The sequence below is a fragment of the Paucibacter sp. DJ2R-2 genome (assembly GCF_025717675.1).
In the GTDB taxonomy this organism is placed as follows: Bacteria; Pseudomonadota; Gammaproteobacteria; order Burkholderiales; family Burkholderiaceae_C; genus Paucibacter_A.
Map to the genome: position 1 here is coordinate 514,934 of NZ_JAJIRT010000001.1, position 24,113 is coordinate 539,046.

General features: G+C 66.9%; 21 protein-coding genes. 9 read left to right on the top strand and 12 right to left on the bottom strand.

Going from position 1 to position 24,113, the window contains the following annotated elements; all coding sequences use genetic code 11:
* Positions 1-99: 99 nt before the first annotated feature.
* Positions 100-600 (bottom strand): hypothetical protein, encoded by a 501-nt coding sequence (locus LNV28_RS02325; RefSeq protein ID WP_263516690.1) that lies wholly within the window; start codon positions 598-600, stop codon positions 100-102.
* Between the two features lie 277 nt (positions 601-877).
* Here LNV28_RS02325 and LNV28_RS02330 point away from each other — a divergent pair, with 277 nt between their 5' ends.
* Together LNV28_RS02330 and LNV28_RS02335 are read left to right on the top strand one after the other, a co-directional pair.
* Positions 878-3,466, top strand: a complete 2,589-nt coding sequence (locus LNV28_RS02330; protein WP_263516689.1) for a chemotaxis protein CheB — start codon at positions 878-880, stop codon at positions 3,464-3,466.
* Between the two features lie 67 nt (positions 3,467-3,533).
* A complete protein-coding gene (locus LNV28_RS02335) occupies positions 3,534-4,157 on the top strand; it encodes a PAS domain-containing protein (RefSeq protein WP_263516688.1) in 624 nt (207 codons plus the stop codon).
* On the opposite strand, the gene LNV28_RS02340 is transcribed toward LNV28_RS02335, so the two are convergent.
* The 3 genes from LNV28_RS02340 to LNV28_RS02350 are packed head-to-tail and all read right to left on the bottom strand — an operon-like array spanning position 4,139 to position 5,645.
* Positions 4,139-5,071, bottom strand: coding sequence for a class I SAM-dependent methyltransferase (locus LNV28_RS02340; RefSeq protein ID WP_263516686.1), 933 nt, complete (start codon positions 5,069-5,071; stop codon positions 4,139-4,141). The two genes, LNV28_RS02335 and LNV28_RS02340, sit on opposite strands and share 19 nt — an antisense overlap.
* Before the next feature lie 36 nt (positions 5,072-5,107).
* Positions 5,108-5,446, bottom strand: a complete 339-nt coding sequence (locus LNV28_RS02345) for a hypothetical protein (RefSeq protein ID WP_263516685.1) — start codon at positions 5,444-5,446, stop codon at positions 5,108-5,110.
* 31 nt (positions 5,447-5,477) lie between these two features.
* Positions 5,478-5,645, bottom strand: a complete 168-nt coding sequence (locus tag LNV28_RS02350; RefSeq protein WP_263516684.1) for a DUF2256 domain-containing protein — start codon at positions 5,643-5,645, stop codon at positions 5,478-5,480.
* A gap of 250 nt (positions 5,646-5,895) precedes the next feature.
* Between LNV28_RS02350 and LNV28_RS02355 the strand changes: the two genes are divergently transcribed.
* Positions 5,896-6,174: a hypothetical protein gene (locus LNV28_RS02355; protein ID WP_263516683.1), complete on the top strand. Its 279-nt coding sequence runs from the start codon at positions 5,896-5,898 to the stop codon at positions 6,172-6,174.
* A 258-nt stretch (positions 6,175-6,432) separates the two neighbouring features.
* Complete coding sequence (locus LNV28_RS02360; protein WP_263516681.1) at positions 6,433-8,103, top strand: serine hydrolase domain-containing protein; 1,671 nt, start codon at positions 6,433-6,435, stop codon at positions 8,101-8,103.
* On the opposite strand, the gene LNV28_RS02365 is transcribed toward LNV28_RS02360, so the two are convergent.
* Positions 8,084-9,124, bottom strand: coding sequence for an AraC family transcriptional regulator (locus LNV28_RS02365; protein ID WP_263516680.1), 1,041 nt, complete (start codon positions 9,122-9,124; stop codon positions 8,084-8,086). The genes LNV28_RS02360 and LNV28_RS02365 overlap by 20 nt on opposite strands.
* 135 nt (positions 9,125-9,259) lie before the next feature.
* Here LNV28_RS02365 and LNV28_RS02370 point away from each other — a divergent pair, with 135 nt between their 5' ends.
* Entirely contained in the window at positions 9,260-11,482 is a 2,223-nt protein-coding gene (locus LNV28_RS02370; RefSeq protein WP_263516679.1) for a fatty acid desaturase, read from the top strand.
* Here LNV28_RS02370 and gloA2 read toward each other — a convergent pair.
* The 7 genes from gloA2 to LNV28_RS02405 form a co-directional block, all read right to left on the bottom strand.
* Positions 11,474-11,881, bottom strand: coding sequence for an SMU1112c/YaeR family gloxylase I-like metalloprotein (gene gloA2, locus LNV28_RS02375; RefSeq protein ID WP_263516678.1), 408 nt, complete (start codon positions 11,879-11,881; stop codon positions 11,474-11,476). The genes LNV28_RS02370 and gloA2 overlap by 9 nt on opposite strands.
* Positions 11,882-11,953: 72 nt before the next feature.
* Positions 11,954-13,216, bottom strand: coding sequence for a sugar MFS transporter (locus LNV28_RS02380; protein ID WP_263516676.1), 1,263 nt, complete (start codon positions 13,214-13,216; stop codon positions 11,954-11,956).
* 91 nt (positions 13,217-13,307) lie between these two features.
* A complete protein-coding gene (locus LNV28_RS02385) occupies positions 13,308-15,806 on the bottom strand; it encodes a GH92 family glycosyl hydrolase (RefSeq protein WP_263516675.1) in 2,499 nt (832 codons plus the stop codon).
* Positions 15,807-16,153: 347 nt separating this feature from the next.
* A complete protein-coding gene (locus tag LNV28_RS02390) occupies positions 16,154-17,581 on the bottom strand; it encodes a glycoside hydrolase family 47 protein (protein WP_263516674.1) in 1,428 nt (475 codons plus the stop codon).
* Positions 17,578-18,516, bottom strand: a complete 939-nt coding sequence (locus tag LNV28_RS02395; RefSeq protein ID WP_263516672.1) for a carbohydrate kinase family protein — start codon at positions 18,514-18,516, stop codon at positions 17,578-17,580. Before LNV28_RS02395 ends, LNV28_RS02390 begins: the two co-directional genes overlap by 4 nt.
* Positions 18,509-19,750, bottom strand: a complete 1,242-nt coding sequence (locus tag LNV28_RS02400) for an AGE family epimerase/isomerase (protein WP_263516671.1) — start codon at positions 19,748-19,750, stop codon at positions 18,509-18,511. The genes LNV28_RS02395 and LNV28_RS02400 overlap by 8 nt, the downstream gene beginning before the upstream one ends.
* Before the next feature lie 75 nt (positions 19,751-19,825).
* The gene (locus LNV28_RS02405; protein ID WP_263516670.1) at positions 19,826-20,845 is read right to left on the bottom strand and encodes a LacI family DNA-binding transcriptional regulator; all 1,020 of its coding nucleotides are present in this window, start codon (positions 20,843-20,845) and stop codon (positions 19,826-19,828) included.
* 389 nt (positions 20,846-21,234) lie between these two features.
* Between LNV28_RS02405 and LNV28_RS02410 the strand changes: the two genes are divergently transcribed.
* The 4 genes from LNV28_RS02410 to LNV28_RS02425 all read left to right on the top strand — a co-directional run bounded on the left by LNV28_RS02410 (position 21,235) and on the right by LNV28_RS02425 (position 23,942).
* Positions 21,235-22,050, top strand: coding sequence for a substrate-binding periplasmic protein (locus LNV28_RS02410; protein ID WP_263516669.1), 816 nt, complete (start codon positions 21,235-21,237; stop codon positions 22,048-22,050).
* A gap of 164 nt (positions 22,051-22,214) precedes the next feature.
* Positions 22,215-22,658: a hypothetical protein gene (locus tag LNV28_RS02415; protein ID WP_263516668.1), complete on the top strand. Its 444-nt coding sequence runs from the start codon at positions 22,215-22,217 to the stop codon at positions 22,656-22,658.
* A gap of 167 nt (positions 22,659-22,825) precedes the next feature.
* Positions 22,826-23,122: a helix-turn-helix transcriptional regulator gene (locus tag LNV28_RS02420; protein ID WP_263516667.1), complete on the top strand. Its 297-nt coding sequence runs from the start codon at positions 22,826-22,828 to the stop codon at positions 23,120-23,122.
* A gap of 211 nt (positions 23,123-23,333) precedes the next feature.
* A complete protein-coding gene (locus tag LNV28_RS02425; RefSeq protein WP_263516666.1) occupies positions 23,334-23,942 on the top strand; it encodes a hypothetical protein in 609 nt (202 codons plus the stop codon).
* Positions 23,943-24,113: the final 171 nt, after the last annotated feature.

A 24,113-nucleotide genomic window follows, 5' to 3' on the forward strand; every position in this document is an offset into this window, starting at 1 on the left:
CCCTTGAGCGGGGCGGAACGCCGCCCCTTTGAAGGGCATCATGCGAGCCGACGCGGCGCCCGGCTGTTCGCCAGCGCACGCAGCGCGGCTGCTTTAGCCTCAGTGCAGGTCGAGGCTCATTTCGACGTCGCGCAAGCGCCAGCCCTGCTGCCACAAGGCCTGCACAGCCTGACGCTGCGCGGCTTGCAGCAAGGCGGCCGGGCGCTGCCCGGGTCGCGCCCAGACCGGCTCGCTCAGCCATTGCAAGCCAGCCGCCGAGGCGCCCTCGCGGCGCCACAGGGCTAGGCGCCAGGCCTGCTGCAGGCCATGGCCCAGGCTTTCATCGGCCAGCACACCACACCAGTCCGAACTCTGGAGGCCCAGAGCAGCGCGCAGGATCTGCGCCGGCGCGGCCGAGCGCGGCAAGGTGGCCAGCAGCTGACCTTGCGGGCTCAGCAAATGCTGGTGCGCGGCCACCGGCCGGGTCGGAAAGGAAAGCGGGGAAGCCTGGGCAGGCTGAGCGCCAGACGCCAGATCTGCGGGCCGGCCGACGCGCGCGGCGCTGCTGGGGCGGGGGCTGCGGCGGGTCAGCCAGCGGTCAAAAGAAGCGAGACCTTGCATGATGAAATGAAAACTCCGAGAGCCCTGAAACCGGCGTTTGCCGGCCCAGGGCATCTCGGAGCCGCAACGCTTTAGCCGTATTTGATAGCCCGCCCGCAAGTAGTTGGTAAATCGGCGGTGACCCGGTTTGCACCCGGTCGGCCTGTATTCTAGCCGCAGCTTGCAACAGCCACGGCGGCAGAAATGCGCGCTTTTCCGGTTTGCGCTTTCAGCCGCCTCCCGGCCTCGCTCAGGCAGAACCAGAGAGCCACCCCAGCACCGCCCCCCATAATCCGGCATGCCCACGCCAGCCCCTCCCAGCCCACCCACTCACGAGAGCCCGGGCGTCGGGCTGGCCATGGTGGCGCTCGGCGCCTCGGCCGGCGGCCTGATCGCCCTGCAAGACTTTCTGGCGCGGGTGCCGGCGAACACCGGCCTGGTCTATCTGGTGGTCCAGCATCTCGACCCCGACCACGAGCCCATGCTGGCCCAGTTGCTGCAGCGTGTCACCGCCCTGCCGGTCCAGGACGCCAGCGACGGCATCCGCCCGCATGCCAATGCCGTCTATGTGATCCCGCCCAATACCGAGCTGACCGTGGCCGGCGGCCTGCTTCGCCTGGCGCCGCCGGCTCAGCCCCGCGGCCAGCGCCTGCCCATCGATCTGCTGCTGCTGTCGATGGCCGAAGATCTCGGTGCGCGCGCTTGCGGCGTGCTGCTGTCGGGCATGGGCAGCGACGGCAGCCTGGGCCTGCAGGCCCTGCGCGCCAGCGGCGGGCTGACTCTGGCGCAGACGCCTGAAAACGCACAGTTCGATTCCATGCCGCGCAGCGCCATCGCCAGCGGCTGCGTCGACATCGTCGCACCCGCCCATGAACTGCCGGAACGCTTGCTGCAAGCGCTGGCCCAGCGCGGGCCAACGAAGGGTCAGGCCACGGCGCCCGACAGTCGGGTGAACGCGCCGGAAGGCGAGGCGCTGCTCGATGAGGACGCCGCCTTGCCGGTCATCGTCGGCCTGCTGCGTGCGCATTGCAAACACGACCTCTCGGACTACAAGCCCAGCACCCTGGGCCGGCGCATCCAGCGCCGCATGGGCGTGCACGGCCTGGCCACGGCATCGGCTTATGCCGAGTTCTTGCGTCAGAACCCGCAGGAGTTGGACCTGCTGTTCAAGGAGATGCTGATCGGCGTGACCCAGTTCTTCCGCGACCCCGACACCTGGTTGGAGCTGGCGCAGAAGGTCTTGCCGACCTTGCTCGAGCGCAGCGAACCGGGCAGCCGCCTGCGCGCCTGGGTGGTCGGCTGTTCGACCGGCGAGGAGGCCTACAGCCTGGCCATCCTGTTCCAGGAAGCGCTGGCACAGCAGCCCGAACACCAAGGCCTCAGCCTGCAGATCTTCGCCAGCGACCTCAGCGGCGACGCCATCGCCCTGGCCCGGCGCGGCTTCTACCCGGCAAAGATAGCCGGCGATATGGACCCCGCGCTGTTGGCACGTTACTTCAGCCCTCAGGCGGACGGCTACCTGATCAACAAGCAGATCCGCGAGATGGTGCTGTTCGCCCAGCACGATGTGATCCAGGACCCACCCTTCACCAAGCTGGACCTGCTCTCCTGTCGCAACCTGATGATTTATTTCAACGCCGGCCTGCAGCGCCGGCTGCTGCCGCTGTTCAGCTACAGCCTGCGCCCCGGCGGCGCGCTGCTGCTGGGCGCGGCCGAGACCGTCGGCAGCGCCCAGGCCTTGTTCACGCCGCTGAGCTTGAAGTCCAGGATCTTTTGGCGCAGCGGCCTGGCCGTGGGCGCCAGCACGGTGGACTTCCCCATCAACCCGCGCCCCCAGCCCAAGCGCCCTCCCGAGGAGTCCCCCGTGTCCCAAACGGCCGTCCCGTCCACCCAGTTGCAGGCCCATGCCGAGCAAGCCTTGCTGCAGGAGTTTTCGCCCGCCGCGGTGCTGGTCAATGCGCAGGGCGATGTGGTCTTCATCAACGGCCGGGTCGGCCGCTTCCTGGAGCCCGCGGCCGGCAAGGCCAACTGGAACATCCATGTCATGGCCCACCCGGCCATCCGCAGCCAACTGGCCGCGGCCCTGCGTCAGCTGCTGCAAGACAGGCATGGCTGCATCGAACTGCCCGGCTTGGAACTAGACCCGCCTTCGCCGACCCGCCTGGACCTGACCCTCAAGTACATGCGTGAACCAAGTTCGCTGGCCGGCATGGTGATGGTCGTGTTCCGCGAACGGGCCGCGCCAACGCGCAGCCGGCGCAAGCCCGGCAGTGCCGCCGATGCCGGCGCCATCGCCGACCTGGAACGCTGCCGCGAGGAGATCCAAGCCCTGCGCCAGGAAATGGGCGCGGCGGCCGAGGAGCTACAGGCGGCCAACGAGGAATTGCAGTCCACCAACGAGGAGCTGCAATCGGCCAACGAAGAGCTGACCACCTCCAAGGAAGAGTCTCAGTCCATGAACGAGGAGCTGCAGACCCTGAACGGCGAACTGCAGACCAAGCTCGACGACCTGGCGCTGGCGCAGAGCGATATGCAGAACCTGCTCAACAGCACCGACATCGCCACCCTTTTCCTGGACAGCCAGCTCCATGTGCGGCGCTACACCGAGCAGATCACCCGCATCGTGCATCTGCGCCCCAGCGATGTCGGCCGGCCCTTGACCGATCTGGCCAGCACCCTGATCTACCCCGAGCTGCTTGCAGACGCGCAGGAAACCCTGCGCAGCCTGAGCTTCAGTGAAAAAGAGATCCACACCACCGACGGCCTGTGCTTCCAGGTGCGCATCAAGCCCTACCGCACGCTCTCCAATGTGATCCAGGGCGTGGTCATCACCCTGATCGACATCACCGCCGCCAAGGCGCTGGAAGCACGCCTGCGCAAGGCCTGAGCGGCCAGGCGACGCCAAACACTGCCGTCGCCCCCACGTTTTTCTCTCTCTCACTCCCGGACCCACCATGACCCCAGCCGCCACCGCCCTCGACCCCAACGGCGAGCTGCGTCTGCGCGCCCAGGCCCAGCTGCAGGCCGACCGGGGTTCGCCGCCGGCGCGCAGTGCCACCGAGGCCCTGGCCGTGCTCTACCGCTTGGCGGCCTCGCCGGCCACCGCAGGCGAGGCCCTGGCCCTGCTCCATGAGCTGCAGGTGCACCAGGTGGAGCTGGAACTGCAGCAGGAAGAATTGCAGCGCACGCGGATTGAGCTCGAGCAGGCCCTGCAGCGCCAGACTGAGCGAATGGAACGCGCACCGCTGGGCTGCCTCAGCCTCGATGCCGCCGGCCGGATCACCGAGCTCAACAGCGCAGCCGCGCATCTGCTCGGCGCGGCCGTTGCCACCTTGTGGGGCCGCACGCTGGGCAGTCTGCTGACAACATCCGGAGCGCAAGCTCTGCAGGCCTTGCTGCTGCAGGTCGGCGCCGCAGGCCCCGCTTCCGCCGAGGTCTGTGTCCTGGAGCTCTTGCCGAGCCCAGGCCAAGCGAGCCAGTTCTTGCATGCCAGTGCCTCCGCGGATCAGCGGCCCGGCCATTGGCTGTTGGCCCTGCTGGCCCCGCCAGAGACAGCGCTTCAGTCGCCGCGGCGGTAGAGCAAGACCTTGAGCGAGCGGTCCTCGTCCACATCGGCAAAGGCCGGTGGATTGGCCAGGCGCTGCACCAGGCTCAGCTCAGGCGCCAGCTCGGCCATCTGATCCTGCAAGAAGGCGACGCCAAGCTTGGGCGTGTTCAGGCACAGCAGGGCATGGCCGCCGGGCAGCAGCAGCTCGGGCAGGCGCCGCATCAGGCGCGCATAGTCCTTGCTCGCGACAAAGCTGCCCTTCTGGTAGCTCGGCGGGTCGAGGATGATCAGGCCATAGGGCCCGCTGCGGCCAATCTTGCCCCAGGAATTGAAGATGTCGTGGGCCAGAAAACTGGCGCCGGACTTGAGCCCGTTGAGCGCATGGTTCTGCCGCCCAGTCGCCAGGGCGCCGGCACTCATGTCGACATTGACCACCTGGCCGGCGCCGGCCTGCAAGGCCACCACCGAGAAGGCGCAGCTGTAGGCAAACAGATTGAGCACGCGAAGCCGCTCGGGCTGGGCCAGGCCGGCCACATGCTCACGCACCCAGCGCCGGCCCTCGGCCATGTCCAGGAACAGGCCATGGTTCTGGCCCTTGAGCACATGGACACGGTAGCGCGCGCCTTGCTCGCTCACTTCATGCGGCTCAGGCACAGCGCCGGCCATCAGCCGCGTCTCCAGCTGCCCTTCATGCCGGCATTGGTAGACCCAGTTGAGGGCTTGGCCGGGCGCCAGAGCCGCCACGCGTTCGGCCAGGGCCGCGTGCACGGCGGCCAGCTCGGCCTCGCTGGCCGGGGCAAAGCTGGTCAGCACAAAGACCGGCGGGAACAGGTCGAGCGACCATTGCTCGCAGCCGGGGTGGAGGCCGCCACGGCCATGGAAGAGGCGCTGAGCCTCGCTGGACAGAGAAGCCATCTGCGCGATGGCGTGAAGGAGCGCTTGCATGGGCGGCATTCTCGCCGCCCAAGGCCGGTTCGGCCCTCAGTCTTGGGGGCGCAGGCCTGGGCCTTCGGGCAGCGGGTAGGCATCGGCCACATAAGCCGGGCCCTTCATGACCCGGACGATGAAGCAGCCCAGGGCCAGGGCGATCCACAAGCTCCAGTGCAACATGATGAAGCCGAGCAAGCCATACATCCACAGGCTCAGCGCCCGTTCAGCCCCAGCGCCGGCCTCCATCTGCGAGGCCATCCACAGGCAAGCACAGGCCAGCAAGGGCAGAGCCGTGCCCCAGAGCAACAGACCGGACAGGCGCCGCCAGATGCGTTGCTCAAGGCCAGGGGCAGCGCGCTGGAAACCGGGGAGCTTCTGAAACAAGGGCATGGAGTTCTCCTGATGCATCGCCCAGACCTTCTCAGCCGGGTTTGGGCGCGGCGCGGCGGCAGCGCTCGGAGCAGAACTTGACCTCGTCCCAGTTCTTGGCCCAGCTGCGCCGCCAGCTCATGGGTCGGCCGCAGGCCACACAAGGCTTGCTGGCCAGCGCGGCCTTGTTGCCGCGAAAACCGCTTGGGTGCGCGCTCATGGCGGGGGACAGGTCTTGCCATTCATGCCCGGCACGATACGCCACTGCAGGGCGCGGCGAATGCGCACCGGCTACCGCCAACGTGGCCGGCGCGGTCTTTCGGACAGCGCCGCCCGCCCGTGCACCGGGAATAGTGCCTCGATCCACTGTGCCATATCGCACAGACCGAAAGCCCCCCCGGCGGCTACCGTCCGTTTCAGTCTCACCACGAACCGCCACGTCATGAGCCGGCCACACCAGGAGTCTCACCATGACATACGCAAGCAAGAACGACGCCTTCACTGAACATGCCGCTTGGCATTGCCCCCGCTGCCACGGCGTCGTGCACCGCATCAGCCGCCGCAGCCTGGATCGCTTGCTGAGCCTGTTCAGCCCCGTCTGGCGCTACCGCTGCCGGGACCGCCGTTGCGAGTGGGAAGGGCGCGTGCGGGTCAGCCGCATGGGCGAACGGCAGCGCCATTGCGATGTGCTGGCGCCGTTCCCGCAACGCAATGTCGAACTGCCCGAGCTGCGCAAGACCTGGCGCTGATACCGACCGCCGACTTTGTCGGCCGATCCGATGGCTCAGCGGGGCCCTGCCGCGCGCATCGGCCTCGAATTCGGGCAACCGCGCGCGCGGCGACGCTGGTTTCTGGTGCGTGAGCCGCTGATCCGCGGGGGAACTGGAGGCCGGTACACCCCCAACTGCTACCGTCCGTCACGGCGTACACGCATCCTGTCGCACGTCATGCCTGTGCTTGGGCGCTCGCAGCAACAATCGCGGCTTGATCGACTTCAGGCCTGACCCATGTTGCCACTGCCCTTGCGCCATGCGCTGAATGCCAGCGCTCTTGCCGGCGCTATTGCCGCCCCCTTGTTGACCCCCCTGGCCGCGTTCGCGCAAACCCTGCCCGACGCAGCCGCGGTCAGTCGATTCACGCAGGAACTGCTGGACCGCGAGAACATCACCCCCCAGGGGCCCGGCCTGGCCGTGCTGGTGGCCCGAGGCGATCAGCTGCTGGTGCAAACCGCGCGCGGCGCGGCCAGCCTGGAGCTGGGTGTGCCTCTAGGCCCGGAGCAGCGCTTCCGCCTGGGTTCGGTGACCAAGCAGTTCGCCGCGGCCTTGTTGCTCAAGCTGGTGGACGAGGGCCGGGCCAGCCTGAATGATCCGCTGTCCAAATACCTGCCCCAGTACCCCAATGGCCAGGCCATCACCCTGACCATGCTGCTGAACCACACCGGGGGCATGAAGAGCTACACCGGCATCGCCGGCTATATGGGCAATCCGGTCCGGCGCGACCTGAGCACGGCCGAACTGGTCAAGGAGTTCCAGGACCAGCCGGTCGACTTCGCGCCGGGCAGCGCCTGGGCTTACAACAACTCGGGCTATGTGCTGGTCGGGGCGGTCATCGAGGCCATCACCGGCAAGCCTTGGTGGGAGGGCTTGAACGCCCTGAAAACGCCGGTGTTCTACCCCGCGCCCGAGCGCCTGGTCCCCGGCCACGTGGCCGGCTACACCCGCGGCGAAGGCGGCAAGTTTGCGCCGGCTGGTTTGATCAGCATGAGCCAGCCGCACGCGGCCGGCGCCCTGGTCGGCGATCTGCAATCACTGTGGCGCTGGAACCAGCTGCTGCACGAGGGTGCGTTCCTGAAGCCCGCCAGCTACCAGCGCATGACCACGCCCGAAGGCGCAGCCGTGGCCTCCAAGTACGGCTACGGCGTTTTCGTTGACAGCCTGCGCGGCGAACGCCTGATCCAGCACGGCGGCGCCATCCACGGCTTCAACTCGATGCTGCAATACCTGCCGGCCCAGCGCATCACCGTGGCCCTGCTGCGCAATGCCGACGGCGGCATGAACCTCGATGCCATCGCTCGCCAACTGGCCGCCTTTGCCGCCGGCAAGCCCTTCCCCAAACCCGCGACCGTCACGCTGGCCCCGGCCCAGCTCAAGGCCTTCGAAGGCGTCTACGGCCTGGGCAAGGACAGCCGCAGGCTGCGTGTCGTGGACGGCGCGCTGACCAGCCAGCGCAATGGCGGCGCCGTGCAGCCGCTCGCAGCCGTTGGCCCGGCCCGTTTCGTCGCCACGTCCGGCCCGGCACAGATTGCCTTCGAGCGCGACGCCGAGCAAAAGGTCAGCGGCCTGCGCTTCTTCGCGGAAGGCGACGGTGAAGGCGAGCTGTGGACACGCAGCGGCGATCTGCCGCAGCGGGCCGATCTGGCGCTCAGCGAGGCCCAGAAGCAAGCGCTGCTGGGCGAATACCTGAGCCCGCAGTTTCGGATCAAGATCTATCTGGGCGAGCAGGGCCAGCTGATGGGCCAGGCGCCGGGTCAGCCGGCCCTGGTGCTGAAGGCCGCCGGCCCGCGCGAGCTCTACACCACCACGGTTGACGCCACCCTGCTGTTCGAGCCCGCCGACGGTCAGGCCGCCAGCGCCACCTTGGTGCAAGGCCCGGCGCGCATCAAGATGCAGCGCCAGTGAAGCCAGCGCGGCAAGCGGCACGGTAGTCAGTGGGCGACATGCCTTGCCAGCGCCGGAAGGCGCGGCGGAAATTGGCGAGGTCGGTGTAGCCCAGGGCGAACGCCACCTCCTGCACGCTCAGCTGGCCGCGCTGCAGATGCTCGGTCGCCAGCCGGTGGCGCAGCTCGTCGCTGATCTCCCGGAAGCTGCGGCCTTCGTCCAGCAGGCGGCGGTGCAGGGTGCGAGGCCCCAGGTGCAGCTGGCGCGCCACCCGGCTCAGCGAGGGCGGCGTGCCACTCGCCTCCAGCAGCAGGCGCTGCACACGCGCCGTGGTGCTTTGCTGTGGCGCGAGGCGGCGCAGCTCGGCCTCGCACAAGTGCTCGGCCTGCGCAAACGCGGCCGCATCGGCGGCGCTCAGCGGCACATCGGCCTGCGCCAGCGGCAGGGCCAGGCCGCTCCAGGCGCAGTTCCAGCTCAGCTCGCAGCGCAGCAGCTGCTGGGCAAAATCAGCGTAAGCCGGCGCCGGCAGTGCAAAGGCAGCGCGGCTGATCGCGGCGCGTCCCGGAGCCCCCGCCTCCAGCGCATGTTTGAGCGCCAGGATCACCGCCTCCAGCACCGGCCGGCGGATGCGGCCCAGAGCCACAGGCTCCAGGATCAGCAAGCGCAACTCCTGACCATGCAGCTCCACAGCCAAGGACACCAGCGAAGTGCGCAAGCCGATGTAGCGCACCAGCAGCTCGATCACCTGGCGCAGCGTCGCCCCGCTCATGGCCGCAAAGCCCAGCACGCCCAGGGTGTTGACGCGCAGCCGCTCGCCGACCAGCAAGCCCAGGGCCGGCTCGCGCGTGAGCGCCAGGGCTCCGTCGATCAAGCGGGCCAGGGCGTCCATGGGCAGCTCGGGCAAGGCTCCCTCCAGCTGCTCGGGTCGCAAGCCGCCTTGCGCCAACCAGGCCGCCACATCACCGCCGACCGCCGCCACATGGTCGGCGACCTGGCGGATGTAGAGCGACTGCAGCTGGATGTTCGGCGAGGGCGGCGTCATGCGGCGAACTCTAGCCCGGATCGCCCCATGTCAAGAAATGACCTCCGAATGTCATAGCGCGACCTGTGCAGATGGCGCCGGAGTTTCTAGCATCGAGGCACAAGCCGCAGACCCTGCGCGCAGACTGCACCCGCCATGTCCTCAAGAGAAGCTCACAGCGCCCTGATCAATGCGCAGCGCATCCACGTCGCGGGCGACGAGACCTTGCTGCAAGCCGCCCTGCGCGAGGGGCTGGACTTCCCCAACAGCTGCCGGGTCGGCGGCTGCGCCAGCTGCAAATGCCGGCTGCTTGAAGGCCAGGTCGAGCAGCGCCGCGACACCAGCTATCTGCTCAGCGACGCGGAGCTGGACGCCGGCATGATCCTGGCGTGCCAGAGCCGGCCGCTCAGCGATGTGCGCATCGCCGTGGACCTGCCGCAAGCGGCAGCAGCACGGCCACTCCGGGTCAGCGGCACCATCATCGGCCAGCAGCGCCTGACGGCCGACATCACCCGGCTGCGCGTGCAGCTGGACAGCCCGCTGCCCTACCAGGCCGGGCAATACGCCGCGCTCACCCTGAGCAGCCTGCCCGGCCTGCGCCGCAACTACTCCTTCGCCGCGCCCTGCAGCCCGGACGCTCACGTCGAGTTCTTCGTGCGCCAGCTGCCAGGCGGCGCCTTCTCAAGCCGGGTCCACGGGCAGGACCTGCGCGGCGAAACGCTTCAGCTCGAAGGACCGCTGGGCGACTTCACCCTGCGCGCCTCGGACGCCGCGCCCTTGCTGATGGTGGCCGCCGGCAGCGGCCTGGCGCCCGTGCTGGCCATCCTGAAGGACGCTCTCGCCCAAGGCCTGCGCCGGCCCGCCACCCTGCTCTTCGGCGCCCGCAGCGCCAGCGACTTGTACGCACAGGACGAGATCGAGGCCCTGGCCAGGCAATGGCCAGCCGAGTTCCGCTTCGTGCCCGTACTCTCCGGAGCGGCCCCTGACAGCGCCTGGCAGGGCGCGCGCGGCCATGTCACCGACTTGCTGGCCGAGCAACTCAGTGCGGGCGCCCACGCTTCCGCTTACCTCTGCGGCCCTCCGGCCATGGTCGATGCAGCGCAGAGCCGCTTGCTCGAGCTGGGCTTGCCTGCCACTCACATCCATGCCGACCGCTTCCTCAGCGGGCATGAATCGCCGGCGCCTAGCGGCAAACCCGCGCCGCAGCCGCGCCGGCCCGCACATCTGCTGGACTACCTGAAGTTCGCCCTTTTCCATGGCGTCGGCCTGGGCTCAGCGGCCGCGCTGGCGGCGGGCGGCGCCTGGATCAGCGCCGGCCTGCTGGCCGTGCTGCTGCTCTACACGGTGGGCGACGCCCTGTGCGGCGATGACATCCGCACGCCCGAGTACCGCCACCCCGGCCTGCTGACCTTGCAACTCTGGCTGGCCTTGCCACTCTTGATGCTGATCGTGTTCATCGCCGTCTGGGGCGTGTCCAACGGTGACCCCCTGGACTTTGGCGCCTGGGCCAGCGCCTGGAGCGGGCACGACCTGCTGGCCGCGCGCGCGGCCACCGCCTGGGGCCACCATGTCTCGGCCTTTGTCCTCACCGGCTTGCTGATCGGCCTGGTGGGCACCATCACGGCCCATGAGCTGACTCACCGCAGCTGGGACCCGGTCTCGATGCTGATAGGCCGATGGTTGCTGGCCTTCAGCTTCGACACCGTGTTTTCCATCGAGCATGTCTACGGCCACCACCGTTATGTCGCCACGCTCGAAGATCCGGCGACGGCGCCGCGCGGGCGCAACGTCTACCGCCACATCCTGAGCTCCACGATCAAAGGCAATGTCAGCGCCTGGAAGATCGAGCGGCGCAGCTTGCGCCGCCGCGGCCGGCCGGTGTTCAGCCTACATAACGCCGTGATTCGCGGGCATCTGATGAGCCTGGGCCTGGTGCTTCTGGCCGGGGGCTTGGGTGGCGCGGCCGCGGCGGGCTTCTTCGTGCTGTGCGCGCTCTGGGGCAAGGCGCTGCTGGAGATCGTCAACTATATGGAGCACTACGGCATCGTGCGCGACCCCGCCACGCCGGTGCAGCCGCACCACTCCTGGAATACCAACAAGCGCATCAGCTCCTGGTCGATGTTCAATCTGAGCCGCCACTCGCACCACCATGCCCAGGGCGAAGTGCCTTTCCACGCCCTGCAGCCCTACCCCGAGGCGCCCACCATGATCAGCGGCTACCTCAGCACCATCGTCGTGGCCCTGATCCCGCCGCTCTGGCATCACTTGATGGCGCCGAAGCTGCAGCATTGGGACCGCCACTACGCCACGGCGGCGGAGCGTGAGCTGGCACGCCAGGCGGAGGCCAAGGCCAGGCTGGGCCCGCTGGCCTCAGCCTGATGAACGCGCGCCGTTCGCCTGCTCGTACAACTCCAGCGGCAGGCCGTCGGGGTCGGCGAAGAAGACGAAGCGGCGCTCGGTGTAAGGGTCCAGCCGGATCGCCTCGACGGCGATGCCCTGCGCCTGCAGCGCGGCCCGGCAAGCCTCGACGTCCTCCACCTCGAAAGCCAGATGGCGCAGGCCCTGCGCTTCCGGGTAGGACGGGCGCGGCGGCGCGCCCGGCATGGAGAACAGCTCGATCTGGCCACCGTCGGGCAAGGCCAGATCGAGCTTGTAGGATTGGCGCTCCGGCCGGAAGTTCTCGGCCAGCACCCGCAGGCCGAGGCACTCGGTGTAGAAGCGCTTGGAGACCGGGTAGTCCGAGCAGATGATGGCCGCATGGTGGATACGCTTCAACACGGCAAACACCCCATCCTCACCCATTCACCATTCACCATTCACCATTCACCATTCACCTGTTCACCCATTCACTCACTTCGCCCCATACATCGACGCGTACTTCACGCCGAAATACAGGATGAAGCCGTAGCAGGCCGCGGGCAGCAGGAAGGAGGTCTGCACGCCCATGGCATCGGCCATGGCGCCCTGCGCAAACGGCACCAGGGCACCGCCGACGATGGCCATGCACAGAATGCCCGAGCCCTGGCCGGTGTGCTTGCCCAGGCCATTCAGCGCCATGCTGAAGATGGTGGGGAACATGATGGAGTTGCACAGGCCCACGGCCAGGATGGCCCACATGGCCACACTGCCCTTGCCGAACACGGCCGCCAGCACCAGGGCGATGGCCGCCAGCGAGTTGAAAGCCAGGGTCTTGCCCGGGCTGACCGTGCGCATCACCGCAAAGCCGATGAAGCGGCCGATCATGGCGCCGCCCCAGTAGACGCTGACGTAATGCGCAGCGTCGCCATGGGAGAGGCCGGCGATGTGCGACTCACCGAGGAAGTTGACCAGGAAGCTGCCGATGCTGACCTCGGCGCCCACATACAGAAAGATGCCGATGGCACCCAGCACCAGATGGCGGTGTGACCAGGCAGAAGCACCCTGGCCTTCAGCACTCGTGCTGACCGATTCGCTATCCGTGATTTGCGGCAGCTTGGCGGCCCAGAACAGCACGGCCAGCAAGGCCAGTGCCGCGGCCAGGCCCAGGTAGGGGCCGCGCACCGTGGCGGCATCAGCGGCCACACCCACGGCCGACAGGATCAGCAGGCCGCCGACCGCCGGGCCGATGGTGGTGCCCAGGGAGTTGAAGGCCTGAGTCAGGGTCAGGCGGCTGGAGGCCGTGCGGGCCGGGCCGAGCACGGTGACGTACGGGTTGGCCGCCACCTGCAGCACGGTGATGCCCGAGGCCAGCACGAAGAAGGCAAACAGGAACACGCCGTAACCGCTGGACGCCGCCGGGTAGAACAGCGCGCAGCCGCAGGCCGCGATCAAGAGGCCGGCCACGGCCCCTTTTTGATAGCCGATGCGGCGGATCAGCGCACCCGCCGGCAGCGAGACGATGAAGTAGGCGCCGAAGAAGCAGAACTGCACCAGCATGGCCTGCACATAGCTCAAGGTGTAGATGGCCTTGAGGTGGGGAATGAGCACGTCGTTGAGCGAGGTGATCAGGCCCCACATGAAGAACAGCAGGGTGACGATGACCAGGGCGCTGGTGTTGCTGTTGCCCTGCTCCACGCCGCTGCCTCCCTGGATGTCCGCCGCCCGGGGCGCGGTGTTGTGTGACATGTTTGCCATTGAATTTGTCTCCTGTTGTGGGTCTTGTCTTGCTTGGCTTGGCTTGTCTTGTCTTGCTTGTCTTATCCGGTGCCGGCTCCTGGCAGCAGGCTCAAGGCCTGAGGCCCGGCGGCGCCTTGGGCAGATCGCGGGCACGCGTGCCCCAACCTTGTGGGTCGGGCTGCGGGCTCAGCTTGAAGCTCAGGGTAGCACCCGACTGCATGGCTTCCCATGAGAGCCATACCGGATGGTGTTCGCGGCCCGCCCAGTTGACGGACTCCACAAAGCGTCGCTCGCCCGGCTTCGCCTCCGGTGCTTCGATGCGCAAGGTGCGTCCAGTGCCGAGGTCAATCTCGGCGCGGGCGAAGCGCGGCGCATGCAGCAAGAAGCGGCCGCTGCCCGGCATGTCGGGGTAGAGCCCCAGGGCGCTGAACAGATACCAGGCCGACATGGTGCCGAGATCGTCATTGCCGGTCACGCCGTTGGGCGCGTTGCCAAACAGGGTCTCGGCGGCGCGCAACACGGTGGCGGTTTTCCAGGGCTGGCCGATCAGGGTGTAAACCCAGGGCGCATGCAGATCGGGCTCGTTGTTGGGGTTGTAGCGGAACTGGCTGTAATAGCTGTAGGGCCCCACCACCCAGGACTTGCGCACCGCGGCCGCCGGGTCGGCGAGCAGGGCCTCGTAGTCGAAGAAATGATCCAAGCGCTGCGCGGCCTGGGGCTGGCCGCCCATGGCCGCGACCAGGCCGGGGATGTCCTGCGGCACCAACCATTGGTACTGCCAGGCCGTGCCCTCGTGGAAGCCGCGCTCGGAGCGTGGGTCGTAGCCGCCATTGAGCTCGGTGAACCAGCTGCCGTCCGGCCGGCGTGGGCGCGGGAAGCCGCGCTGACTGGTGGCCGCGTCAAGCACGCTTTCGTCCCAGATGCGGCGCCAGTTCAGGGCGCGCTGGGCCAACACCTTGGCGTCTTGCTTGTGGCCCAGGGCCTGAGCCATCTCGGCCAGGGCGCCATCGGCCAGGGCGTATTCCAGCGTCGACGAGGCGCCGTGGTGCGGGTCCACATCCATGCCCTTGGAGACAAAGCCGCGGTCGTACTGGACGAAGCCCTGCTTCAGATAGCTGGGGTTGCCCGCCCGGCCCTGGGCGCGGATGCGGTGCGGCGGCACACCAAAGGCGTTCTCGCGCAGGGCAGCATAGGCCTCGCGTTCGCGACCCTTGAGCGCACCGAGGCGCCACAGGTCCACCAGGAAAGGAGTCACCGGGTCGCCGGTCATGATGTTGGTCTCGAAGTTGGCATAGCCCCAGCGCGGCAGCCAGCCGCCTTGCTCGCGGATCTTCAGCACCGAGTAGGCGATGTCGCGCGCACGCTCCGGCCGCAACAGGGCCAGGAGCTGGTTCTGCGTGCGGTAGGTGTCCCAGAGCGAGAAGAACTCGTAGTAGGTCCAGTCCTTGCCTTGATGGTTGGCGCTGTGGATCGCATCGTCATAGCCACGGTAGCGCCCGTCGGCATCGCTGCCGGTCAAGGGCTGCAGCAGCGAGTGGTAGAGCGCGGTGTAGAACACGGTGCGCTCGTCCACGCTGCCGCCTTCGATGCGCACGCTGTTCAGCTCGCGCTGCCAGTTGGCCTCGGCCTTGGCGCGCATGGCGTCGAAGCTCAGCGGCTCGCCGCCCGGAGCCAGGCCTTCGGCGCGCAGATTGATGCGGGCGCCTTCGGCATCGACATGGGAGATGGCGCTGACCGCCGTCACCGCCGCCTTGCCGCCTTGCAGATCAAAGCTCAGCCAGGCGCCATGTGGGCGCGCTTCGCCTTGGTGGCTGGGGCCTTTGGCGCCCGGCCAGGCGCCGGCGCCGTCCCAGATGCCATGGGCCACAAAGGGCCGGTCGAAGACCATGCGGAACCAAGTGGTGTACTGAGCGCCGCCGCAAAAGCTCTTGGTGGTGATCTTGCCTTCGATGCTGCGCTGGTCGTCCCCCACACGCAGCTCGCTGCCGACCACCGAGTGCTTCTCGTTGGCCTGGCCGAGGTTGACCAGCACATGGCCGGTGGGCGCGCCGGCGGCAAAGCTGTAGCGCTCGGCCGCCGCGCGGGTCAGGGCGGTGGCTTCGGCGGTGATGCCGCCGTAGCTGGTCAGCTGCACCTTGTAGTAACCGGCCTGGCCCACTTCGCCCGCATGCGTGTACTCGGCCGCATAGCGCTTGTGGTCAAAACTGCCGACCTTGGCCGTGTCGAATTCACCACCCGGGGCGATGCGCCCCGTGACCGGCAACACCGAGAGCTGGCCGCCCTGCTCCCAGCAGCCCGCGCCAGACAGGTAGGAATGGCCGAAGCCGCGGATGCGGGTGTCGTTGTAGCGCCAGCCGGCGTAATGCTCGCCGGTCGGGCTGACTTGGATCATGCCGAAGGGCGCCGACGCACCGGGGAAGGTGTTGCCGTCGTCCTGGGTGCCGATGAAGGTGTTGACGGGCATGCTGCCCACGCTGAGCGGGGCTGCTTCGGCCTGCAGCGGCACGGCGGCCGGCAGCAGGCAGAAGCCGGCCAGCAAGCCCAGTAGGCTGCGCATGCGCAAAGGCCAGGCGTTGCGGCGGACGGCGGCTGGGTACGTCCACTTCATGTCCCCCGGCCGCTCCGCGGCCTCCTCCTTAACTTCCGTGGCCGCACCCACCCACCGTCCGCCGCCGTCCAACGACTCCCTTTGCGAAGAGGGAACCCTCGACGATCTGCTCAAGCAGGCTGGCGGGGTGACCCTGCGACGTAAGTCAAGGAGGAGCCCGCGCAGCGGGCGGGGGATCGAGCTGGGGCACAGGGAGTCCAGTGGACTCCCTGTGCCAAGCGAGAGCCAAAGCCCTTGGGCTTTGGCATGGAGTCGCAGGGGTGCGCCGTCAGCCTGCGTCTCACGAGCAAGCTCCGGATCGCCTTGCCAGGATGTGTGCTTCATCACGGTCATCTCCTGGAGGGACTTCAACGCACCGGCGCCGACAGGCGCATCGGGTGGGCTTCGGTGTTGAAGGTCACGGCGTCAAAGTCCAGCGCCGATTTCGGCGAGAACAGCAGGTAGAAGTACTTGAAGGTCTCGGCGAAGAGGAAGCTTTCCATCGAGTCTTCATGCACCTTGCTGCGCACATCCTTGAGCGCCGCATAGCCCGCTTCCGTGCGGCAGTGGCGCACGAAGTCCTCGAAGAACTCGCGGCCCATGGCGCGGTAACGGGTGTCGCCGGTGAGCTGGTGCAAGTAGTAGGCCGACTCGACGATCTCGGGGCGCAGCGCGTACTCGGGCGACAGCACCTTCATGGTCTTGTAGTCCATGGACTCGGGTTCGATGCCGTGCAGACGCCACATGCGCAGGTTCGATTCCTGCAGCTTGCGCGCACGCTTGAGGTCGCCGCCCACGGCCAGCAGGGCCGGCATGAAGGCGTCCAGCGCGCCGTACTGCGTCTTGGTGCGGCGGCCGGTCTTCATGTCGGCGTGGCCGTACCAGAAGCCGGTCTTGGTTTCGTCGCCCAGCACCTTGTTGACGCCGGCAATGCTGTGGTCCCACATGGCCTTGCACTCGTTGTCACCAAACAAGCGCCAGCATTTGTACAGGTACTCGTAGTAGGAATCGATGCCGCCGCCGATGTGGGCGTCCGTACGCTCCCAGCGGCCGGTCTCGACGTTGATGGCCGAGCCGACCACACCGTCCGGTGAAGCACGGCGGTAGGTTTCCACCAGGGCGCGCTTGGCCTTCTCGAAGTAAATCGGCTGGCCGGTCAGCTTGCTCAGCATGCCGAACTCGATGATCAGGGTGCCGGTTTCGGCCGGGTTGCTGATCGTGCCGCTGACCAGACCCGTGCGCAGATTGACATGGGTGTAGGGCAGGCCGGTGGGCGAATCGAACACCGGCAGCAGGCGTTTGCCCAGATCTTCCGCCTTGGCCAGCAGTCGGGCATCGCCGCTGAGCTGGTAGGCCGAGACCAGGCCGCCGAGCAGGCGGATGGTGATCTCGAAGTTCTGCACCGAGAGGTCCTGGTCAAAGTTCAGCTGGCTGGCGATCAGCTCGCGCGCCTCGTCGGACTCTTCCTTCAGCCCCATCACCAACAAGGTGCTCAGAGCGTCGACCGGGGTCATCAGCAGCGAGCTCTTGTACCAGTTGTGGCCGCTCTTGCTCAGGGGCTTGAGGGCGTCCTGGCCCCAGGCGTACTGCTTGTAGCCGCGCCAGGCGTGGCGGGTTTCTTCCTTGACGCGCTGGGCCAGCTGGGCTGATTCGGCCTCGCTGACCGGCTTGAGCGCGGGCAGGGGCGCGGCTTGGGCCATGGTGGCCACAGCGGCCAGGCACAGGCCGCTGAGCGCGCGGCGCGCTGGAGACCAAGCGGCAGAACGGGAAACAGAAGACAAGAAACGCTGACTCATGAGGAAACCTTTTCTTGAAGCTGATCGAACAGCCGGCCCATGGCCAGCGGTGTCGGTGGGGTGGCGCCCGCCTGCAGGCAGGCGGCGGAGCCGGCGGCCAAGGCCGCGTGCAGATGGGCTTGCAAAGGGCGATCGGGGTGGCGGCTGAGGCTGTGGAGCAGACCGGCGGCGCTGGCATCGCCCGCGCCCACCGTGTCCACCACGGCCACGGCCGGGGCCATGGCGTCCACGCGCTCTTCGCCACGGTAGAGGCTGGCACCATGGCCGCCGCGGGTCAGCAGGCACAGCGCGTTCGGGTTCAGCGCGCGCAGGCGCTGCAGCGCCGCGTCCAGTTCCAGGCCGGGGCATAGATCGGGGAAAAGACCGCGCAGATCGTCGTCCGAGACCTTGATCAGGTCGGCGACGGCGGCCATGCGATGGAGCGTCGGTGTGTAGCGTTCGTCCATCACCTTGCGGAAGTTCGGGTCGTAGCTGATGGCCACGCCCTGCTCTTTCAAATGCTCGGCCAAGGCGACCAGGCGGCCGGCCAGGGGCTCGCGCGCCAGGCTGATGCCGCCGAAATGCGCCCAGCGCAGCTGGCGTGACCAGCCCTCGGGCAGGGCCGCGGGGTCGAAGTAGAGGTCGGCGCTGTCGTCGCCAATGAAGAAGTAGCGCGGCGGCTCGCCCTGCTCCACCATGGCCAGCAGCGGCGAGCGCGGCGAGCGCTGCAGCAGGCGCATGTCCAGGCCCACGGCCTCGCTGGCGGACCAGAGATCATCGCCAAAGCGGTCGGCGCTGATGGCGCCGGCAAAAGCCGTGCGCTCACCCAGCGCCGCCAGCGCACGCGCCACATTCCAGGTGGAGCCGCCCGCCCGGGCCTGCCAATGGCCCTCGCCCTGGTGGATCATGTCGGTCAGCGCCTCGCCGGCGCAGAGCATCAGCGGCGCGTCATGCATGGCCAGAGCCCTCAGCCGATGCAGCGTCCAGTACCGCCACGATGTCGTAGCAGGCGCCCATGGTGTGATAGTCCACCTTGCCGGCCGGGCTCTTTTCGTCGCTGTACTTGCGGTTCTGCGCGTCGAGGATGCGCCACCAGGCGCCATGCTCGTGGTCGACAAAATGCGTCCAGCTGTAAGCCCAGAGGCGCTCGTACCAGTCCCAGTAGAAGGGGTGCTTGGTGCGCTGGGCCAGCATGGCGGCGGCGGCCGCGCTTTCGGCCTGGACCCAGAAGTACTTGTCTGCGTCGCAGATTTCCAGCTCGGGCGAGATGGAATAGCACAGGCCGCCATGCTCGGCATGCCAGCCCTTCTCCACCGCCACCTTGAACAGGCGCTCGGCCGTGGGCAGAGCCCAGCTGAGGTCGCGCTCCAAGGCACCGCCCAGCGACTCCAGCTGCAGCAACAGCTTGGCCCATTCGGTGAAATGGCCGGGCTGGTAGCCCCAGGGCCGGAACAGATTGGCCGGGTCGTTGATGTTGAACTGCCAGTCGGGCTGCCAGTTCGCGTCGTAGTGCTCCCAGATCAAGCCGCCGCAGCGCTCGGCCTGGCGCTGGGTGATGTTGAAAGCCACGGTGTAGGCGCGCTCCAAGTAACGCGTTTCGCCCGTGGCACGGTAGGCGGCCAGCAGCGCCTCGCAGGCGTGCATGTTCGCGTTCTGGCCGCGGTAGCTGGAGCGCTCGCTCCAGTCGCGGCTGGCTTCGTCGGCGTAGAGGCCGGCCTCGGGCTCCCAGAAACTGCGCTCCATCAGCTCGAAGGTCTCGGCCACCCAGGGCCGCGCTTCTTCCAGCCCGGCCATCAGCGCATGCGAGTAGGCCAGCAGCACAAAGGCCTGGCCGTAGGCATGCTGGGTGCCATCCACCACTTCACGGCCGCCAGGGTGGCAACGCAACAGCCAGCTGTAACCGCCAAACTCGCTGTCGCGGTGCGCCTCGCGCAAGAAGCTCAGCGCATGGCGCAGGCCGTCCAGATACTCTGGCTGGCCGAAGTGGCGGTAGGCCATGGCGTAGGTGAAGACGAAGCGCGTGCTGCTGACCAGATGGCGCTGCTCGGCGTCGTAGACGCTGCCGTCGTCCTTGAAGAAGTGGTACATGCCACCGCTCCAGTCGATGCAGCGCGGGTGGTAGAAGCTCATGCTGTGCTGCGCATGGGCGAGCAGCACCGCCCGAGAGCGAAAGTCGGGGAGATTGGACATGGTGAGGAAAATTAGAGTTAGGCGCTTTGAGCGAATGGGGCCCGTGTCGATTGCCTTGAATGACTCATCCGTCGGTCAATCGTCACTGCTGCTCTCCCGCACGATCATCTGGACCGGCAGAACCAGTTCGGCAGGGGGTTCATCGGGTTTGAGGCGCAGCAAAAGCTCCACGCCCGAGGCACCCAGCGCCTCTTTGTCCACGTGCACCGTGCTCAGCGGCGGCACGGCCACGGCCGCGCTGCTGATGTCGTCGAAGCCGACGACCATGATGTCGTAGGGAACCTTCAAGCCCTCGTTCAGACAGGCCTTCATCGCCACCAGGGCGGTGCTGTCGTTGTAGCAAAACACGGCATCGGGCGGCTTGGGCAGCTTGAGCAGGCTGCGCATGGCCTCGACCACGCCCTCGTCGCCCTCGCCCATGGTCGGCACGATGACCTCAAGGTCGGGGTCAGCGTGCACCTTGGCATCGAACAGCGCGCGGCGAAAACCGCGGTTGCGCTGCTGAATGCTGTAGTGGGCCAGGGAGCCCGAGAGCATGGCGATGCGCCGCTTGCCGCTGCGCAGCAGATGCCGGGTGGCCAGGTAGCCGCCCAGGGCGTTGTCCGGGTTGATGGAACTGAAGCCGCGGCGGTGCATGTCCACCAGCACCATGGGCTTGCCCGTCAGCATCAGCGCACTCAACACCTCGGGCTCAAAAAAGCCCGCGCACAAAATCGCATCGGGCGCATGCACCCGCACCTGCTCCAGCACCGGCTCCGCCGGGCCCACGACGATGAAGGACAGCGCAATCCCCTCGCGCCGGCAGGCCGCCTCGGCGCCATGCAGCACCGGCGAGAAGAAGGGGCTGGACGCCAGCGTGTTGTGCTGGCTGTGAAGCAAGAAGGCGATGCGCCGGATGCGGCCTTTTTTCAGCTGCGAATGGTCATAACCGAGCCGAGCCGCAGCCTCGCGCACCTTGTTGCGCGTCACCTCGGTCATGCCGGCCTGGTTCTTCAGCGCCCGCGACACGGTGCCGATCGACAAGCCCGTGGCCTCCGCGATGTCGCGGATGGTGACCGACTGGCCGCCGCCGTTGCCATTGCCGCTTCCGCTCATGCCGGCACTCCGGGTTGGCAGGGCGGCGTGCAGCCTAGCGCTGCGCGAAGGCGCAACAAGCCCAGCAGCGGCGATTTCGAATGCAGCATCAGCAACACGGTGTCTCCGGTGTTCTCGATCTTAGGTTTAATAAACGCATCATCGTGCGCTTCCAAGGCTCAGGCGAAGGCACTTCACCCGGCTTTGTTCATGGGTGATGTTTATATCCAGCGCTTTTTTGAGCGTCAACCAAAGTGACGGAAGACAGGTGTTTTTAGCGCGGTTTACTAAACAAGCGCGAAGAGGAGGGTGCGGCAGGCCATGCGCATGCACGAGCACCTTCATTCGCTCGCCGCGACACCGGGTACATTCCGGTAGGCGGTCAACGTACCGGAGAAGCTCGGATGCGCATGAAGTTGCAATGGCCCCCGGGGAAAACATGCTTGAGGCGGCTTGCACCCCGCCTCATCGCGCTTGTGCTCTCTTGCCTGGCCCCAGGGCTCGCGGCGGCGGCAGCCGATGAGGTGTTGCGAATCTGTGTGGTCGATGTGCCGCTGCCCCCGTTTTTCAGCGGTGACGAGAACAAGCCTGGTTTGACGGAGAGGCTGCTTCGTGACGCCGCACGAGGCGCCAGCCTCCAGATTGAATTCGAGCGCTTACCCCAGCCAAGATGCCGGGCCTTGTTGTTAAAGGGCACGATCGACGGCATGTTTGCTGCCCCGATCTCGGTGCACACCGAATCTTTCGCCTTTCCCCGACTCGCCGACCGGCAGATTGATCGATCGCGCCGAGTGATGACCATTGAGTACGTCCTGGTACGTCGGGCCGGAACTCACTTCGACTGGGACGGCAGAGAGTTCTCGCCAGAGGCTCAACCCTTGATCGGTGTGAGGCGCGGTGTGTCCTTGCTGATGGAGCGACTCACCGCGGTCGGCGCCAGAGTCGATGATGGAGCAGCCTCCTACGAGCAGGCGCTGAACAAGCTCGTAGCCGGACGCACCCATCTAGCGGTCGTACCCCGACATTCGCTGCAGGCCTACCAGGCCAACTTGAAACCGACGGAGCAGGAGTTGCCTAAGTTGGAAGCGCTCCGAACTTCGCTGCTCACTCAGGACTTCTACATTGCGATACGGCCAGACCTGGACCCCATCAGGCGTTCGACGGCTGAGTCTTTTTGGCAAGAAATCGGGCGACTGCGTGATCTTGACGCCTATCGCCTGAAATAGCTGATGAGTCCATGGGGCCCGCCCCCCGACCCGGGCCCTGGACGTCGATTCGCCGGGCCTCCAGGCAGAATCCCGAGGATCGGGGCGAGCTTGGCGTCTGGCCTACCGGGAAGCCCACCTTTAATGAATGAATAAATGAACGAGTTAAGAACGGAGCCGCATCCATGGCACTGACGAAAAAGGGCGAGTTCTGGTACGGCACGACCTCGGGCGACACCCAAGCCGAGCTGCGCAGCTACAGCGTGGCGAATCGCCACGAGGCCACTCGCTTTGCCGCATCCAAATGCAGCAGTTGCGGCTGCCGGACCTTCGCGCTGCAGAGCGATGAAGAAGCCGGCGTGGCCATCCGCACCTGCACCGACTGCGGCCAGGAGCACCTGATGGGCGACAGCGCGAACCACCTGGAAGGATCCGCACCCGAGACGCACGAGTGCGTGTGCGAGAACGAAGTTTTCGAGCTGATGTCCGGCGTCTCCGTGGTCGAGGGCAGCCACAAGCTGCGCTGGTACTACATCGGCTGCCACTGCGTGGAATGCAATCTGGTCGGGGTCTTCGCCGACTGGCCGTGCGAAGCGGGCGATGCGGCGGCCTTTCTCGCCAAGGTGTGAAGGCCGGCCGAAGCCCACTCCGGGTTCAGGCTCGCAAGCTCGGGGTCACTGCAGGCTTAGAGTCAGGGCTCAAGCTTCAAGCCCTGGCTTGAGCACGACCTGACCCTCTCGCGCCGGCGCGCCAGCACGTCCGCTCGCCGCCCTGGCTGCTGCAATGCCGAGATGCCTTGCAGGCCGACAGCCTGTACACCGTGTGCGAGCATGGCCTGTGCAAGCTGATGCTGGAGTTGGGCCTGCATCCCGTCCATCTGGCACGCGTTTTCCGCAGCCACTTCCGCTGCTCACCGGGCAACTTCGCGCGCCAGTACCGGCTGCAGCGCGCAGCCAGGCTGCTGGCACACGGCCGCCTCAGCCTCAGCGATATGGCGCGGGACTGCGGTTTCTTCGAGCAGCCCCATCTGAGCCGCAGCTTCCGCGCGCGTTTCGGTATGACGCCTCGTGAGTACAGAGTTCGGGCGGGATGAAGCTCGGTGAGAGTCAGGTCTTGCCTTCAGACTTAAGGCCTGACCCCGAGCCCTGCTTAAGGCCTAACCCCGAGCCCTGCTCAGCCGGTAGACCCTCAGCCGGATCAGCGAGGCCTTCTCGTTCGCCTGCTGTCCTGAAGCTTGTGGATGGCAGCTTCCTGGGCCGTCGATAACGTCGCGGTCCCTGTCACCCCAAACATTGGAGAACGAAATGGCGAAAGTCCTCTATATCGATGATATTCACCTGGCAACTACGCGCAGTCGTCCGCCTCGACTTCTCGTGACAGTACAAGGTCGAGTCACGAGCACTGGCTGGTCAGGCGGGCGTCTTGAGCCTTGGGTGTACATCGTGCCGCCTGGCGATGGCCTGCAAGACCTCGATTTCGTCGCAACACCTCCATCGGGACCGGCCGGTCAAGCATTGATGCCGATTACCGGCGGGACCAGCTTTTGGTTGCCCGAATGGTGCAAGGGCGTGCGCGTGCATGCCAGCGCCAACTGCATGGAGAGCTTGGTTCCAGGACGTGAGCCTCTCCATCTTCTTGGCGCAACTGAAGAAGGAGATCCCGGCGATAGCTGGCCTTGGCAAGATCCCGACTCTTGGCCTTGGCTTATCGCACCGGAACACGCAGAAACGTTGCAGCGCTTAGCCTCTACAGGATCTGCGGCAACTGCTGAGTGCAAGGTATCAGACCTGATCGGCCGGCCGGCACGGATCATTCGAGATGGTGATCCGACCGACATGATGTATTTGCCTGAGAGGGTGACGGTGGTGCTCGCACGAGACAAGAGCGTGATCGTTGATGTTCGGTTCGGATAGCCAGACGGACGGCACAGCGCTCCTTGGGGCACGTTGCGGTAACGAACGCCGACGCAACAGTGGCGCGCTGCTTCATCAAATCTGCTGACCTCTGTCCCGATAGTTTCATCAAGCAGCGACTGCCCGCACCTAGACTGCCCTCAAACACAGAGGTAGCTCTCGTTCATCCCA